At 48.7% G+C, this 16,086-nt stretch carries 12 protein-coding genes, 1 pseudogene and 1 other annotated feature; all 13 genes and pseudogenes read left to right on the top strand.

All coding sequences use genetic code 11. The annotated features are described in order from the left end of the window. Positions 1–2: 2 nt before the first annotated feature. On the top strand, positions 3–1,043 hold the full coding sequence (gene queA, locus P401_RS0109465; protein ID WP_023468934.1) for a tRNA preQ1(34) S-adenosylmethionine ribosyltransferase-isomerase QueA: 1,041 nt from the start codon (positions 3–5) through the stop codon (positions 1,041–1,043). Then, the gene (gene tgt / locus P401_RS0109460; protein ID WP_029342245.1) at positions 1,043–2,188 is read left to right on the top strand and encodes a tRNA guanosine(34) transglycosylase Tgt; all 1,146 of its coding nucleotides are present in this window, start codon (positions 1,043–1,045) and stop codon (positions 2,186–2,188) included. Before queA ends, tgt begins: the two co-directional genes overlap by 1 nt. Positions 2,189–2,259: 71 nt before the next feature. Next, positions 2,260–2,550: a preprotein translocase subunit YajC gene (gene yajC / locus P401_RS0109455; RefSeq protein ID WP_029342244.1), complete on the top strand. Its 291-nt coding sequence runs from the start codon at positions 2,260–2,262 to the stop codon at positions 2,548–2,550. Positions 2,551–2,703: 153 nt separating this feature from the next. Beyond that, positions 2,704–4,915 (top strand): annotated as a pseudogene (gene secD / locus P401_RS19110) (protein translocase subunit SecD). Between the two features lie 72 nt (positions 4,916–4,987). Further along, a complete protein-coding gene (recJ, locus tag P401_RS0109445; RefSeq protein ID WP_029342243.1) occupies positions 4,988–7,297 on the top strand; it encodes a single-stranded-DNA-specific exonuclease RecJ in 2,310 nt (769 codons plus the stop codon). Then, positions 7,276–7,794, top strand: coding sequence for an adenine phosphoribosyltransferase (locus tag P401_RS0109440; RefSeq protein WP_023468928.1), 519 nt, complete (start codon positions 7,276–7,278; stop codon positions 7,792–7,794). Before recJ ends, P401_RS0109440 begins: the two co-directional genes overlap by 22 nt. A 141-nt stretch (positions 7,795–7,935) precedes the next feature. Then, positions 7,936–10,134: a RelA/SpoT family protein gene (locus tag P401_RS0109435; protein ID WP_029342242.1), complete on the top strand. Its 2,199-nt coding sequence runs from the start codon at positions 7,936–7,938 to the stop codon at positions 10,132–10,134. 14 nt (positions 10,135–10,148) lie between these two features. Further along, positions 10,149–10,598 carry a D-aminoacyl-tRNA deacylase gene (dtd, locus tag P401_RS0109430; RefSeq protein ID WP_029342241.1) on the top strand — a complete coding sequence of 150 codons (450 nt, stop codon included), beginning with the start codon at positions 10,149–10,151 and terminating at the stop codon, positions 10,596–10,598. Positions 10,599–10,643: 45 nt separating this feature from the next. Then, positions 10,644–10,865, top strand: a binding site (T-box leader). A 42-nt stretch (positions 10,866–10,907) separates the two neighbouring features. After that, a complete protein-coding gene (gene hisS, locus P401_RS0109425; protein WP_029342240.1) occupies positions 10,908–12,188 on the top strand; it encodes a histidine--tRNA ligase in 1,281 nt (426 codons plus the stop codon). Then, the gene (gene aspS, locus P401_RS0109420; protein WP_029342239.1) at positions 12,185–13,951 is read left to right on the top strand and encodes an aspartate--tRNA ligase; all 1,767 of its coding nucleotides are present in this window, start codon (positions 12,185–12,187) and stop codon (positions 13,949–13,951) included. Before hisS ends, aspS begins: the two co-directional genes overlap by 4 nt. A 63-nt stretch (positions 13,952–14,014) precedes the next feature. Beyond that, complete coding sequence (locus P401_RS0109415) at positions 14,015–14,599, top strand: DNA-3-methyladenine glycosylase (protein WP_029342238.1); 585 nt, start codon at positions 14,015–14,017, stop codon at positions 14,597–14,599. Between the two features lie 291 nt (positions 14,600–14,890). Next, the gene (locus tag P401_RS18875; RefSeq protein WP_051656290.1) at positions 14,891–15,622 is read left to right on the top strand and encodes a deoxyribodipyrimidine photo-lyase; all 732 of its coding nucleotides are present in this window, start codon (positions 14,891–14,893) and stop codon (positions 15,620–15,622) included. 13 nt (positions 15,623–15,635) lie between these two features. Further along, positions 15,636–16,076, top strand: a complete 441-nt coding sequence (locus P401_RS18870; protein WP_051656289.1) for an FAD-binding domain-containing protein — start codon at positions 15,636–15,638, stop codon at positions 16,074–16,076. Positions 16,077–16,086 lie beyond the last annotated feature (10 nt).

The following is a 16,086-nucleotide window of genomic DNA, read 5'->3' as shown; positions in this document are numbered from 1 at the left end:
CAATGGATGTAAACTTATTTGATTTTCATTTACCAGAAGAACAAATTGCTCAAGTGCCATTGCTCGACCGGACGAGTTCGAAATTGATGGTTCTCGATCGGGAGACAGGTGCGATTCAGCATCAGCACTTCCATGATATCGTCGACCACTTCCGGGAGGGCGATACACTCGTCATCAATGATACAAAAGTCTTACCGGCACGTCTCTTTGGTGTGAAGGAAGAGACGGGTGGGAAGATCGAACTGTTACTCTTGAAGCAAACGAGTGACGATGTTTGGGAAACACTTGCGAAACCGGCAAAACGCGTCAAACCAGGAACGATTTTGTCGTTTGGTGACGGATTACTCCGTGCTGAGTGTGTCGAAGCACTTGAAGACGGGGGACGAATCCTGAAGTTTTTCTATGACGGCATTTTTTATGAAGTGCTCGACCAACTCGGAACGATGCCACTGCCACCATACATTCATGAACAACTCGAGGATCAAGATCGTTATCAGACGGTCTACGCTCGCGAACGCGGAAGTGCTGCAGCACCAACAGCCGGGCTTCATTTCACGCCGGAATTGCTTGAAGCATTAAAAGCGAAGGGCGTCCGGATCGCACCGTTGACGCTACACGTTGGACTTGGCACGTTCCGTCCTGTCTCGGTCGACGACGTCGATAGTCATAAAATGCACAGTGAGTACTACGAACTGCCGGAAAGTTCAGCTGCCTTGCTACGCGAAACACGGAAACAAGGCGGACGGATCATCGCAGTCGGAACGACATCGACACGGACGCTTGAAACGGTCATTCGTGACCATGGCGACTTCGTCGAAGCAACGGGCTGGACGGACATCTTCATCTTCCCAGGTCAGGAAGTCAAAGGGATTGATGGATTGATTACGAACTTCCACTTACCAAAATCAACATTGATCATGCTCGTGTCCGCGTTATCGACACGAGAACACATTCTGCATGCCTACGAAGAAGCAGTTGCAAACGGCTATCGCTTCTTTAGCTTTGGTGATGCGATGTTCTTAACGAGAGAGGAACGAAACTAATGACAAAACACGCGGTAACATACGAACATATCAAAACATGTAAACAATCCGGAGCGCGGTTAGGAATCGTCCACACGCCGCACGGCAGTTTCGAGACACCGGTCTTCATGCCGGTTGGAACACAAGCAACGGTCAAGACGATGGCACCGGAACAAATCAAGGACATGAACGCGAACATCATCCTCGCGAACACGTACCACCTCTGGGTGCGTCCAGGACATGATGTCATCAAGGAAGCGGGCGGTCTGCATAAATTCATGAACTGGGATGGCGCGATTCTGACGGACTCAGGTGGTTTCCAAGTGTTCTCACTTGCTGACCTCCGGAACATTTCTGAGGAGGGTGTTCATTTCCGTAACCACTTGAACGGGGACAAATTGTTCTTGTCACCGGAAAAAGCGATGGAAATTCAAAATGCACTCGGTTCAGATATCATGATGGCGTTTGATGAGTGCCCACCGTACCCAGCTTCTCACGAGTACATGAAAGCATCTGTCGAACGAACGAGCCGCTGGGCGGAACGTTGTCTTGCTGCGCATGAACGTCCACACGATCAAGCGCTGTTCGGTATCATCCAAGGTGGAGAATACGAAGACTTACGTCGTCAAAGTGCAAAAGACCTCGTTGCCCTTGATTTCCCTGGTTATGCGGTCGGTGGTCTATCGGTCGGAGAGCCAAAAGACGTCATGTACCGTGCGCTCGAATTCACGACACCACTCATGCCGGAAGACAAGCCTCGTTATTTGATGGGCGTCGGTTCACCGGACGCATTGATCGAGGGTGCGATCCGCGGAATCGATATGTTCGACTGTGTCTTACCGACACGGATCGCGCGAAACGGCACATTGATGACATCACAAGGACGTCTCGTCGTCCGGAACGCGAAGTATGCACGTGATTTCCGTCCGCTCGATGAGAAATGTGATTGCTACGCGTGCAAGAACTACTCGCGTTCGTACATCCATCACTTGATCCGTGCGCAAGAAACGTTCGGTCTGCATCTGTGTTCGACACACAATCTTCACTTCCTCGTCAAGTTGATGGAAGGCGTTCGCCAAGCGATTCGTGAGGATCGCCTGCTCGATTTCAAGGAAGAATTCTTCGAAGAATACGGTTACAATTTACCGAACGCAAAGAATTTCTAACAAATCGTCTGACAAATCAATTCTTTCACGGTATAATGAACGTGATTTGAATGATAAAGGAGCTGAATCAGATGGAAGGCTTAATCACATTCCTCCCGATGATCTTGATCTTCGTGGTGTTCTATTTCTTGTTGATCCGTCCACAGAACAAACGCCAGAAGCAAGTGCGTCAGATGCAAAATGAACTCTCACGCGGCGACTCGATCGTTACGATCGGTGGTCTTCACGGGGTTGTCCAAAAAGTTGACGACATGACGGTGACATTGAAGTCAGGTAATGCACAATTGACATTCAACCGAAGTGCTGTCGCAGAAGTGACGAAAAAATCAACGACTGTCATGGACGACGAAACTGTCGAATAAGGCATTGAAAAGGCGCTTTCCGGATTCCGGAGCGTCTTTTCTGTTTATATATGAGAAAAACGTTTGCTAAGATTACCATTTCTTTTGTAAGCTAGGGTAGGAGAACAAAGTTGTCTGAAAATATACTGGGAACTAGAGAAAGGACAATGTAGCATGATCAAGAAAGGGAAACTTGCCACATTCTTCATCGTCGTCATCGCGTTGCTCGTACTGATCGGTACGACATCGTCATGGTTGTTGAAGGATACGAAGCTCGGCCTTGACCTTAAGGGTGGCTTCGAAGTCTTGTATGAAGTACAACCGCTGAAAGAAGGAGACGTCATCGATCAAAATGCGATGAGTGCGACGCTGACGGCAATCGAGAACCGTGTCAACGTCCTCGGTGTCTCTGAACCAGACATCCGGATCGAAGGCGATAACCGGATTCGCGTTCAGCTTGCTGGCGTCAAGGATCAGACGGAAGCGCGTCAAATCCTCTCTTCGACAGCACAATTGTCATTCCGTGACATCAACGATAAGTTGTTGCTCGATGGATCAGACTTAAAAGCCAAAGGGGCAAAAGTCGGGTATGATCCGAACACGAATGAACCACTCGTCGAGTTGACGATGAAATCAAAAGAGAAATTCTATGAAGTGACACAACAAGTCTCACAAATGCAACCACCTGCGAACCGTCTCGTCATCTGGCTCGATTACGAGAAAGGCGATTCGTATGAAAAAGAAATTCAAAAAGCGAACTCGAAAATCGTTTCGGATGCATCGGTCACACAACCGATTAATTCGGATAAAGCGATCATTTCCGGTGGCGATATCGATGCCGAGTACGGGAAACAATTGTCGTCGATCCTAAACGCCGGCGCATTACCGGTCAAACTCGAAGAAATCTACTCGACATCCGTCTCTGCTGCTTTTGGACAGGATGCGCTCGATCAGACGCTCTTCGCGTCAGCAATCGGTGTAGCTGCGGTCTTCTTGTTCATGCTCTTGTTCTACCGGATCTCTGGATTCGTTTCGATCATCACGTTGCTGTTCTACATCTATCTCGTCATGATCTTCTTTAACGGGATCAATGCCGTCCTCACGTTACCGGGGATTGCGGCACTCGTTCTTGGAGTCGGGATGGCGGTCGATGCGAACATCATCACTGCTGAGCGGATCAAGGATGAATTACGAAGTGGTAAATCCGTCTTGTCCGCATTTAAAGCCGGTAACCGTCGTTCGTTCGGTACGATTCTTGATGCCAACTTGACGACGTTGATCTCTGCTGGTGTGTTGTACTACTTTGGTACAAGTACGGTCAAAGGATTCGCCATCATGTTGATGGTTTCGATCGCCGTCACGTTCGTCACGAACGTCTTTGTCTCACGTTACCTGATGCAACTCCTTGTCAGTAGCCGATGGTTCGATAAGAAGAAATCATGGTTCGGTGTAAAGGAGAGTGAAATCCGTGAGCTTTAATCCTACGAAATTCGATTACGTCAAACATCGTAAAATCTATTTCGCAATCACGATTGCGCTTGTCATCGTGTCGGTCCTCTTGTTGTCGTTCCGTGGTCTAAACCTCGGGATCGACTTCACGCAAGGAACGCGTGTCGAGATTTCTTCTGAGAATCAAATCAAGGAAGCGGACGTCCGCTCTGTCATTGAAGATGCCGGGATTGATGCGGAAGAAATCGATGGTATTCAATTCGCTCAAGGCGGAAAGTTAGCGAACGTCACGTTCGTTGGTGAATTCAGCCAAGAACAAATTTCTGAAATCAAACAATCGGTTGAAGCAGAATACAAGAAAGAACCGAGTATCTCAACAGTTTCGGCACAAGTCGGTCGGGAAATCGCGCGTAACGCGATTTATGCAGTCTTACTTGCGTCACTCGGGATTGTCATCTACGTCTCGTTCCGATTCCAACCGCTCTACGGAATTGCGACAGTCCTCGCATTGCTACATGATGCGTTAATGATCATTGCTTTCTTCTCGCTGTTCCAGATCGAAGTCAATCTGTACTTCATCGCAGCCGTCTTGACGATCATCGGCTATTCCGTCAACGATACAATCGTTACCTTTGACAGGGTACGAGAAAATCTCGGACTTGCTGAAAAAGGTGGACGGAAAGTCTCATTCGATGAATTGGCACACATCGTCAATGAATCGATCCAACAAACGATCATCCGCTCGATCAATACGGTCGTCACGGTCATCATGACAGCAGCAGCGCTCTACATCTTCGGTAGCGAAGCGATCCGTGGATTCAGTCTTGCCTTGCTTGTCGGGTTGATCATGGGGATGTATTCTTCGATCTTCATCGCCGCGCAACTCTGGCTCGTCATGAAAGGTCGGACACTTGGTCGGACAAAACGTGCTTCTTAAAAGAGTATCCGCATCAGCTATCGCTGGTGCGGATTTTCAATTATAATGGGGAAGTTGATTGGAGGGTTTGAGATGTACCATGCTAAAAAAACATGGCTTGATAAAGTCATCGATTCAGAACAAATCGAACAATTGACGGCGGATGGCACGATCTCACCGCACGTCGCACAACTACTTGTCCAACGGGGATTCACGACACGTGAAGCTGCCCGTGATTTTTTAGAAACCGATCAAATGGCATTTCATGATCCATTTGCTTTTAAAGACATGCCAAAAGTCGTCGAACGGATTCAACGTGCCGTTGACGAGGGCGAGATGATTTTAATTTACGGTGATTATGACGTTGACGGCGTGAGTTCCGCTGCGATTCTCTGGCACGCCTTAATTGAAATCGGAGGGATGGCAGAGTGTTATATCCCGAACCGATTCACGGAAGGCTATGGACCAAACGAAGCCGCTTTTCGCTGGGCTGCGGAAGAAGGCTTTAGTCTCGTCATTACCGTTGACTGCGGCATTTCCGGCATCCATGAAGCAGATGTCCTGAAAGAACTCGGTGTCGATTTAATCATCACCGATCATCACGAAGCAAAAGAAACGTTACCCGACGCTTTTGCTTTGATTCATCCGGGTGTTGATCCAGCGTATCCGTTCTCGAAGCTTGCTGGAGCGGGTGTGGCCTTTAAGGTCGCACATGCACTGCTTGATCGGGAACCCGTCGAGTTACTCGATCTTGCCGTGCTCGGAACGATTGCCGATCTCGTCCCACTTGTCGGTGAGAACAGGTTGCTAGCGATTCGTGGCATCGAGGCGCTGAATGCGAGTGAACGTCCGGGTATCCTTGCGTTACGTGACGTTTGTAGTTTAACGGAAGAGGAACTGACCGAAGAATCGGTCGGATTTGCGTTCGGTCCGCGGATCAATGCGGCAGGTCGTCTTGATTCGGCGATGCCAGCGCTTGAGATGTTACTAGCGGAAAGTAAGGATGAGGCACTTCACCTCGCGAAGCAACTCGACCAACAAAATAAGCAGCGTCAAGATATCGTCAAGCAGATTGCGGAAGAAGCGACGGCGCTTGTCGAAGAACGGTTTAAAGATGACCGCGTACTCGTCGTCGATGCGGCAGACTGGAATCCAGGTGTCGTTGGGATTGTCGCTTCGCGACTCGTTGAAAAATATCATCGTCCCGTCATCATGCTGTGTCATGATGCTGAAAAAGGAACAGCTAAGGGTTCTGGACGTTCGATTCCAGCCTTTGATTTATTCGCGGAACTGACGAAGTGTGAAGACATCTTGCCGCACTTCGGTGGACATCCAGCTGCTGCTGGAATGACACTCTCTTCCGATGACGTCGAGACGTTACGTCAACGCTTGAATGAACAGGCTAGCACGTTGCCAGACGATGCCTTCATCGCGACGATTGATGTCGACTTACGTTTGCAAGTCAGCGACGTCTCGATCCAGTTAATTGAAGATATTCAGCGACTCGCACCATTCGGGATGGGGAATCCCGCGCCACGGATTGTCATCGAGCAAGCGAAGATCCGGGACATGAAGCGGATCGGTCGTGACTTGACGCATGTCAAAGCACTACTATCAGGCGACGGGAAGGAACTCGATGCGATCGGCTTCGGCTTCGGCGACCTTGTCGATGAAGTCTCGACCCTGTCGGAGATTCACTTGATGGGCAGTCTGAACATTAATGAATGGAATGGGTTCCGTAAACCACAATTGATGATTCAAGATGTCGCCGTCGAAGATGTTCAAGTGTTTGATTATCGTGGGGGTAAACGACCGCTGAGCGAACTATTTGCCTTACCGCACGAGACAACGACATTCGTTGCCTTTACCGATGAGGTGAAAGAAAAGTACGCGGAACGTCCGTTGAACGGTCCGATCCGTCAAAATATCGTTTTCCTTGACCTACCGGAGGAAGAAGTTGCATTCCATCCTTACGTGCAACAGGCAGAGCGGATTTATTGCGCTTTTAAGGATGAAGGATATTATTTCGAGACGATTCCATCGCGGGAGGACTTCAAACAGTACTTCCAGTATTTCGCGAAATGTCCGCGTGACGAGCTCCGAATTGGTCTTGTACGTTTGTCGAAATCGCGAAAATGGACGAAACGATCGATTAACTTTATGCATTCGGTATTCTCGGAACTTGATTTTCTTGTTACAATGGAGGACGGGCTGCCGGGTGTGAACCCAAATGCTGCAAAACGAGATCTGACGGAAGCTCCGACGTACCAGCGTCATGAAGCACGTCAAGAGCTCGAGCAACAATACATTTATTCGTCACTCGCTCAGTTGAAAGAGCGTTTTGATACTTTGGTAGAAGCGGCGAAGCAGGAGGAAAAGACATGGAGTTCAAACAGCATATAAAAGAGGTCGAAAACTGGCCGAAAGAAGGAATCAGTTTCAAAGACATCACATCACTCATGCAGAACGGACCAGTGTACAAACAATCGGTTGATGCACTCGTCGAATATGCACGCAGTAAAGGCGCTGATGTCATCGCGGGTCCGGAAGCACGTGGATTCGTCGTTGGTTGCCCAGCCGCTTACGCGATGGAGATCGGATTTGTACCTGTCCGTAAAGAAGGAAAATTACCACGTGAGACAGTCCGTGTCGAGTATGGTCTTGAGTACGGAAAAGACGTTTTGACGATGCATGAAGATGCGATTCAACCAGGACAACGCGTCGTCATCCTTGACGATTTGCTTGCAACAGGTGGTACGATCGAAGCAACGATTCAAATGATTGAAAAATTAGGCGGAACGGTTGCCGGAATCGGATTCTTGATTGAACTCGATGGTCTTGGTGGACGTGAGAAACTCGAAGGATACGACGTTCTCTCATTGATTCGCTACGAAGACTAAAGCATATATACTCTCTTGGTACGTGATGACCAAGGGGGTATTTCTTTTTATTTTGACATCTTCTCAAGATTTCACGATAATAAGAACTATATATTAGGGATTCCGTTGCAGACGATCCCGGGGACTGGGTGAGGAAAAGGGATGACAAACAAACAAATCGTAAATGTAGAAGACCTTCTCGCTCGATGTGCGGAATACATGACGCAAGCTGAAGTCAAAGACATCGAACGGGCTTACCAATTCGCGAAAGACGAACATGATGGGCAATTCCGCCGTTCAGGGGAACCATACATCATTCATCCGGTACAAGTTGCCGGTATCTTAGTCGATATTGGTTTGGATGCAACGACGATCGTCGCTGCGCTTCTTCATGATGTCGTCGAAGATACGGACATTACACTCGAAGAATTAACGGAACGATTCGGTCCTGACGTCGCGATGCTTGTTGATGGCGTCACGAAACTCGGGAAAATCAAATATAAATCAAAGTGTGAAGAGCTTGCTGAGAACCACCGGAAAATGTTCATCGCCATGGCGGAAGATATTCGCGTCATCTTGATCAAACTGGCTGACCGTCTGCACAACATGCGGACGTTGCAACATATGGTCAAGGAAAAGCAGGTGCAAAAGGCGGAAGAGACGCTTGAAATCTTTGCGCCGCTTGCCCATCGTCTCGGGATTTCGACGATCAAGTGGGAACTTGAAGACATCAGTTTGCGTTATATCAATCCACAACAGTACTACCGGATTGTCTCAATGATGAAGCAAAAACGGACGGAACGCGAAGCGCTCGTCAGTTCGGTCATCGAAGAGGTCAACGAAGTACTCGATGATGTACAGATCGCGGCGGAAGTCGATGGACGTCCGAAGCATATTTATTCCATTTATAACAAGATGCAAAATTCGAAAAAAGAGTTCAGTGAAATTTATGACTTAATGGCTGTGCGTATCATCGTCGATTCAATCAAGGATTGTTACGCCGTTCTCGGAATCATTCATACGCAATATAAACCGATGCCGGGACGTTTCAAGGATTATATCGCGATGCCGAAGCCGAACATGTATCAATCGCTGCATACGACGGTCATCGGACCGAAAGGCGAGCCGCTCGAGGTCCAAATTCGGACACGGGACATGCATTTTATTGCCGAGTACGGGATTGCCGCTCACTGGGCGTATAAAGAAGGTAAGGAACAGGAAGCGAAATCAGGCTTTGAGGATAAGATTGCTCATTTCCGTGAAATTCTTGAATTGCAGAAGGATACAGCGGATGCTGAAGAATTCATGGAATCGGTCAAAGTCGACTTCTTTAGTGACATGTTGTACGTCTTTACACCAAAGGGTGACGTCATTGAACTCCCGAAAGGGTCTGTTCCGATTGATTATGCCTACCGGATTCATACAGAGATCGGTCACCGAACGATCGGAGCGAAAGTCAACGGACGGATGGTACCGATTGATTATAAGCTGAAGACAGGTGACATCATTGAAATCGTCACATCAAAACACAGTTATGGTCCAAGTAAGGACTGGCTCAAGATTTGTGTGTCGAGTCAGGCGAAGAACAAGATCCGTCAATGGTTCAAACGTCAGCAACGGGAAGAGAACGTCTCCAAAGGACGGGAACTGATCGAAGCGGAAGTGAAGAAGCTTGGTTTTGAGCCGAAGGAAGTCATCAATGAGAAGACGCTCGAAGACGTGACGCGGAAGTTCAACTTCGCGCAAGAAGAAGATATGTATGCTGCCGTTGGCTATCATGGTCTGACCGCTGCCCAAGTCGCGCACAAATTGACGGAAAAGTTACGCAAAGACAAAGAGTCCAAAAATCTTGAACTGAACGAAGCCATCAGCGAGATGAAGACGTTCGATCGTCCGAAGAAAGAAAATCCAGAAGGTGTTCGTGTCAAAGGCATCGACAACATGCTCGTTCGCATGAGCCGCTGTTGTAATCCGGTACCAGGGGACGATATCGTCGGGTATATCACACGTGGACGGGGTGTCTCGATTCACCGGACGGATTGTTTGAACGTCATTCACGAACAAAATCCAGAGCGCTTGCTCGAAGTCGAGTGGGAACACGAAGGTAAAGCCGTTAAGAGTTACAACGTCGAAATCGAAATTTCAGGATTCGACCGGGCTGGATTACTGAACGATGTCCTGCAGTCGGTATCTGCGACGAATACGAACATCGTCGCCGTCAGCGGGAAAGGCGACGACAGTAAGCAAGCCAAAATCACGATGACGATCGCGATCAACAACGTCAATCATTTACAGAAAGTCGTCGATCGGATCAAACAAATCTCTGACGTGTATGCTGTACATCGCGTCATGATGACGTAAGGAGCGGATGAGTCATGCGAGTCGTATTACAACGAGTCAAAGAAGCAAGTGTCACAGTCGATCAGGAGGTCATCGGTCAAATCAAGCAAGGTTTTCTCTTGCTTGTCGGTGTCACGCACGAAGACACGATCGATCAGGTGAACTGGTTAGCTGATAAAATCGCAGGACTCCGTGTGTTCGAAGATGAGGAAGAACGGATGAACCGCTCGTTGCAGGATGTCGACGGTCAGATTCTGTCCGTCTCGCAGTTCACGTTGTATGGTGATGTCAAAAAAGGACGTCGTCCAGCGTTCACGGAAGCAGCGAAACCGGATCTTGCCAACGCGTTGTATGAAGCGTTCAATGAACGTCTTCGCGCGCAAGGACTGAAGGTCGAGACTGGTCAGTTTGGCGCGATGATGGATATCGCGCTCGTCAATGATGGACCGGTGACATTGATTCTTGAAAAAGAAGCAAACGCTTGACAGGAACCGAGAGACGAGGCAATATTAGACGTAACCAAATGATTCATACGACCGAAGACGAAGAGGAGTAATCAAGACCTCGTCTGCTTAGAGAGTCGCCCCTTGGCTGGAAGGGCGAACAGACGAACTCGATGAAAGACCCTTCCGAGGTATCTTCCTGAACTGATAGTAGGGAAGGTCGTACGCAGGCGTTAACTGCACCGAGTGGTCAAATGTGATTTGACAACCAGGGTGGTACCACGGGATCTTCAAGTTCTCGTCCCTTTGCGGACGAGGACTTTTTTGTATTCAAAAAAGGAGGAATTTGAGATGAAATTACCACGCGGTACGTTTGATGTCCTTCCAGGAACAGTCGAACGCTGGCAGTACATCGAGCAACAATTACGTGACATCAGTAAGCGTTACAACTATAAGGAAATCCGGACACCGATTTTTGAGGAGACAGAACTCTTCAAACGTGGCGTTGGTGAGACGACGGATATCGTTCAAAAAGAAATGTTCATGCTTGAGAAACGCGGAAAAGACCAGTTGACGTTACGCCCAGAAGGAACGGCTGCTGTCGTTCGTTCATTCGTAACGAACAAACTGTTTGGTTCACCGAACCAACCGACGAAATTGTTCTACATCGGACCGATGTTCCGTTATGAACGTCCGCAAGCAGGTCGTTTCCGTCAGCTCCACCAATACGGAGTCGAAGCACTCGGTAGCGAGCAACCGGCGATCGATGCAGAAGTCATCAGTCTCGCGATGAGCATCTACCGGTCATTCGGCTTGAAGCACCTCAAGCTCGTCATCAACACACTCGGGGATAACGAAAGCCGCGCCGCACACCGGGCAGCACTCGTCGCTCACTTCAAACCAGTCGTTCACGAGTTATGTCAGGACTGTCAGAATCGTCTCGAAACGAATCCACTTCGTGTCCTCGACTGTAAGGTCGACCGCGATCACCCGAGCATGGCGACGGCACCATCGATTCTTGATTACTTGAACCCGGCATCAAAAGCCTACTTCGACGAAGTATTGCTTCACTTAGACGCACTCGGCATCGAGTATGTCGTTGATCCGACGCTCGTCCGTGGAATCGATTATTACAATCACACGGCGTTCGAAATCATGTCAGAAGCAGAAGGCTTCGGAGCGATCACGACATTATGTGGTGGTGGACGATACAACGGTCTCGTCGAACAGATCGGTGGACCGGCAACACCGGGAATCGGATTCGGAATGGGTATTGAACGTTTATTGATGGCGCTTGAGAATGAGAATGTCTTACCGGCAGTCGATGATCAAATCGATGTCTTCATCGTCGCGCAAGGCAGTGACGAAGTCGAAAAGACAGCAACACGTCTCTTACAATTGATGCGTCTCGAAGGACTTGTCGCGGATCGGGATTATCTTGGTCGGAAGTTCAAAGGACAATTCAAAGCGGCAGATCGCTTGAAGGCACGCTACACGGTCATCCTCGGGGATGAAGAAGTCGAGCGTGGCGCAGCGGCGCTGAAGAACATGGCTACAGGGGAACAGACGGACGTCCCGTTATCAGCAGTCGCTGATACGATCGTCGCGAAATTAAAGGAGGAAGCACAATGATCGGACGCACGCATATGAACGGTCAGGTGACGGAAGAAGTCATCGGACAACACGTTCAACTTAAAGGATGGGTTCAAAAACGACGTGACTTAGGAGGATTGATCTTCCTAGATCTCCGCGACCGTAGCGGCATCGTCCAAATCGTCTTCCAACCGGAAAACGAGCAGGCACACCGTCTTGCGGAATCAATTCGTTCGGAGTATGTCCTCGATATCAAAGGGCACGTCATCGCTCGTGAGAATCCGAACCCGAACATTCCGACTGGACAAGTCGAAGTCGTCGCGGATGAAGTCGTCATCTTGAACGCAGCGAAGATGACACCATTCCCAATCAGTGAAGAAGCAGAGCAGACGTCAGAAGATTTACGTCTCAAATACCGTTATCTTGACTTGCGTCGTCCATCGCTCCAAGAGACATTCCGTCTCCGTTCGAAAGCATCGAACATCATGCGGAACTTCCTTGATGAGCAAGACTTCCTAGAAGTCGAGACACCAATCCTAACGAAATCAACACCAGAAGGCGCACGTGACTATCTCGTACCAAGTCGTGTTCACCCAGGTGAGTTCTACGCCTTGCCACAATCGCCACAATTGTTCAAACAATTGCTGATGGTATCTGGTTTTGAGCGGTACTTCCAAATTGCGCGTTGTTTCCGTGACGAAGACTTACGGGCAGACCGTCAACCTGAATTCACGCAAGTCGACATCGAGACGAGCTTCATGGACATCGAAGACTTGTATGCGATGATGGAGTCAATGATGACGCGTGTCATGAAAGAAACGCTTGGCAAAGATATCGTGACACCATTCCCACGGATGCCGTATGCAGAAGCGATGAGCCGGTATGGCTCGGATAAACCGGATACGCGCTTCGGTCTCGAATTGATTGATGTCGCAGAAGCCGTCAAAGGGGCAGGATTCAAAGTATTCGATATGGCATTAGAAGCAGGTGGCGAAGTCAAAGCCTTGAACGTCAAAGGTGCAGCTGAGCGCTTCTCGCGTAAAGACATCGATAAGTTACAAGAATTCACGGCGATCTACGGTGCAAAAGGTCTCGCTTGGGTCAAAGTGACAGCGGAAGGATTGAACGGTCCGATTGCGAAGTTCTTCGACGAAGAAGCAACCGCTCGCTTGACAGCGGCGACAGATGCAGAAGCAGGCGACTTGTTATTGTTCGTCGCAGCAAAAGCATCGATCGTAGCAGACAGCTTAGGTGCGCTCCGTCAGAAGTTAGCGAAGGAACTCGACTTGATCGATGAGTCAGTCTTCAATTTCCTTTGGGTGACAGACTTCCCACTCGTCACGTACGAAGAAGAAGATGGTCGTTTCTACGCGAACCACCACCCGTTCACGATGCCACGTCGTGAAGATCTCGAATTGCTCGAGACGGATCCTGGAAAAGTCCTCGCAGTCGCGTATGACCTCGTCTTGAACGGATACGAGCTCGGCGGTGGATCACAACGGATCTATGAACGGGATATCCAAGAGCGGATGTTCAAATTGCTTGGCTTCACAGAAGAAGAAGCAAACGAGCAATTCGGCTTCTTGATGGAAGCATTCGAATACGGAACACCACCACATGCGGGTATCGCACTCGGTCTAGACCGTCTCGTCATGTTACTTGCAGGACGTTCGAACTTGCGTGATACGATTGCCTTCCCGAAAACAGCATCAGCAAGTGATCTGTTGACGGCAGCACCAAGCCCAGTCTCGGATGCGCAATTAAATGATCTCTCGATTCGAACAGCAGTTAAACAATCTTAAGACACGACAAGCGAATCTTCCGGTAGAGGGAGGTTCGCTTGTTTCATGAAGGAGGACGAACGAATGGAACGACAGTTTTTTGAGCGCTCACCGGTTGAAGTCGGTCCAGATTTCTTAGGAACACAGATCACCGTCGATGAGGTGACGATGCGGATCGTCGAAGTCGAAGCCTATCTTGGTCCTCACGATCAAGCCGCTCATTCGTTTTCCGGGAAACCTACGAAACGGACGGCACCAATGTTCGGTCCACCGGGACATCTCTATGTTTATTTCACATATGGTATGCATCATTGCATGAACATCGTTTGTGGTCACGAAGGGGAAGGATACGGACTGTTGTTACGAGGTGCCGAAATCATCAAGGGTCATGATCGGGTCGCTGAACGTCGTTTTGGTTGTTCCTACGCAGAGTTGACAGCGGTGCAACGACGCAATCTCGTCAATGGACCAGCGAAACTGTGCCAAGGGTTCGGTCTAACGACAGCTGATTCAGGTCAAGATCTTTATCAAGCCCGTTTTCGACTCGTTGCTGACCCGGTCGATGCAATCGTCCAGACGACTCGCATCGGTATCCCGAATGCAGGAGAAGCGACAGCCTATCCATGGCGGTTCTATGTAGAGGCGAGTGAGGGTGTCAGTAAACGTTAAAAAAATGGACGCTCCGGTAAGGAGACGTCCATTTTTTATTTAGGATTGTTAATTGATTTTTTAGACTGCTGTTTTTTATAGAATTTATAGACGATTGGTCCAACCGTCGTTACAAGCGTCATTAAAGTTCTGAGTTTACCGCGTTTTGCTGCCATTGATTCATTCACTCCTCTGGTTTGTTGTACTAATCATATTCCACGAAAACAACGTCTTAAAACCTCATCGGCACATTAAGTGGTTTTCCAAATACTATAGTCGGGTCATAGTATAAAGAGAAGGGAGACGATCAATATGGGAGCAGTTGTTTGGTATCGTCATGATTTACGTGTTGATGATCATGAGGCACTTCGGAGTGCATGTGAAGAACAGGACGTCATTCGTGCCGTATACGTCAAAGATCAAAAGAAACGCGATTTTAAAAGAGGTACACATCAAGAACGGTTCGAACAAGAGACACTTGAGAACTTAGCGGGTCACCTGTCTCAAATCGGGATCACGCTAGATATAGTAGAAGGGAAGACATGTGAGGTACTCGATTCTTATCTGCAAGCGGATGATACCGTCTATTTCCATAAGATGACCGGAACAGAAGAAGCGACAAGTGAGCAGTATATCGAAGACAGATATACCGTCCACTCTTTTGAAACACAGACGTTACATCGTCGGGAAGATATCGGAAGTGATGAATTAAAGAGCGTCTTTACGGCATTTCGAAAACGGGTCGAGGCGAAAGGGACCTTCTACGATCCACTCGATCCACCAACTGATATTCAGCTGATAAAAGAGGAATCAGTTGAAGCGGACCCAGAGACCGCGTTCCCATTTCGGGGAGGAGAATCAGCGGGAAGGGCACGCCTTCAGGAATATCTCGCCAAGCCTGTATTCACCTATAAAGAAACACGGAATGGGTTCTTACGAAATGATTCATCGAAGTTATCTGCCTGGCTAGCGAACGGTTCACTCTCACCGCGCCGCGTCATGGCTGAATTACAGGAAGCCGAGCGAAAAAAAGGGAGCGAATGAATCGACGTACTGGTTGTATTTCGAATTGTTATGGCGTGACTTCTTCCATTTGACGATGCGTGAGACCGGAAGCCGTCTGTTCCGGTCGAGTGGATTACAAGAAGGTCAATACACTTGGAAGACGGACCAGCTAGCTGTCGAACGTTGGATAGAAGGAAAAACCGGTGTGCCATTCGTCGATGCCTTCATGAACGAGATTCGCGAGACAGGGTGGATGTCGAATCGCGGAAGGCAAATCGTTGCCAGTTATCTGATTCATGAATTAAAGCAGGACTGGCGTATCGGAGCGCGGTATTTCGAACAGCAGTTGGTCGACTATGATGTCGCTTCGAACTATGGAAACTGGGCGTTCATCGCGGGTGTCGGGAATGCGACACGCACACCACGATTCGATCCCGCATTCCAACAACAAAGATATGATCCGAATCAACACTTCACGAAACGTTGGACCTGAAAAAAGCATC

The organism is Exiguobacterium acetylicum DSM 20416, from assembly GCF_000702605.1.
GTDB lineage: Bacteria > Bacillota > Bacilli > Exiguobacteriales > Exiguobacteriaceae > Exiguobacterium_A > Exiguobacterium_A acetylicum.
The sequence above is the reverse complement of the archived record's forward strand: the minus strand, read 5'-3'. Positions and strand labels throughout refer to the sequence as shown.

What these genes read in the sequence shown, in the direction of transcription:
- queA (WP_023468934.1), top strand. Translation starts at nt 3, where the DNA reads ATGGATGTAAACTTATTTGATTTTCATTTACCAGAAGAACAAATTGCT.
- tgt (WP_029342245.1), top strand. Translation starts at nt 1,043, where the DNA reads ATGACAAAACACGCGGTAACATACGAACATATCAAAACATGTAAACAA.
- yajC (WP_029342244.1), top strand. Translation starts at nt 2,260, where the DNA reads ATGGAAGGCTTAATCACATTCCTCCCGATGATCTTGATCTTCGTGGTG.
- recJ (WP_029342243.1), top strand. Translation starts at nt 4,988, where the DNA reads ATGTACCATGCTAAAAAAACATGGCTTGATAAAGTCATCGATTCAGAA.
- P401_RS0109440 (WP_023468928.1), top strand. Translation starts at nt 7,276, where the DNA reads ATGGAGTTCAAACAGCATATAAAAGAGGTCGAAAACTGGCCGAAAGAA.
- P401_RS0109435 (WP_029342242.1), top strand. Translation starts at nt 7,936, where the DNA reads ATGACAAACAAACAAATCGTAAATGTAGAAGACCTTCTCGCTCGATGT.
- dtd (WP_029342241.1), top strand. Translation starts at nt 10,149, where the DNA reads ATGCGAGTCGTATTACAACGAGTCAAAGAAGCAAGTGTCACAGTCGAT.
- hisS (WP_029342240.1), top strand. Translation starts at nt 10,908, where the DNA reads ATGAAATTACCACGCGGTACGTTTGATGTCCTTCCAGGAACAGTCGAA.
- aspS (WP_029342239.1), top strand. Translation starts at nt 12,185, where the DNA reads ATGATCGGACGCACGCATATGAACGGTCAGGTGACGGAAGAAGTCATC.
- P401_RS0109415 (WP_029342238.1), top strand. Translation starts at nt 14,015, where the DNA reads ATGGAACGACAGTTTTTTGAGCGCTCACCGGTTGAAGTCGGTCCAGAT.
- P401_RS18875 (WP_051656290.1), top strand. Translation starts at nt 14,891, where the DNA reads ATGGGAGCAGTTGTTTGGTATCGTCATGATTTACGTGTTGATGATCAT.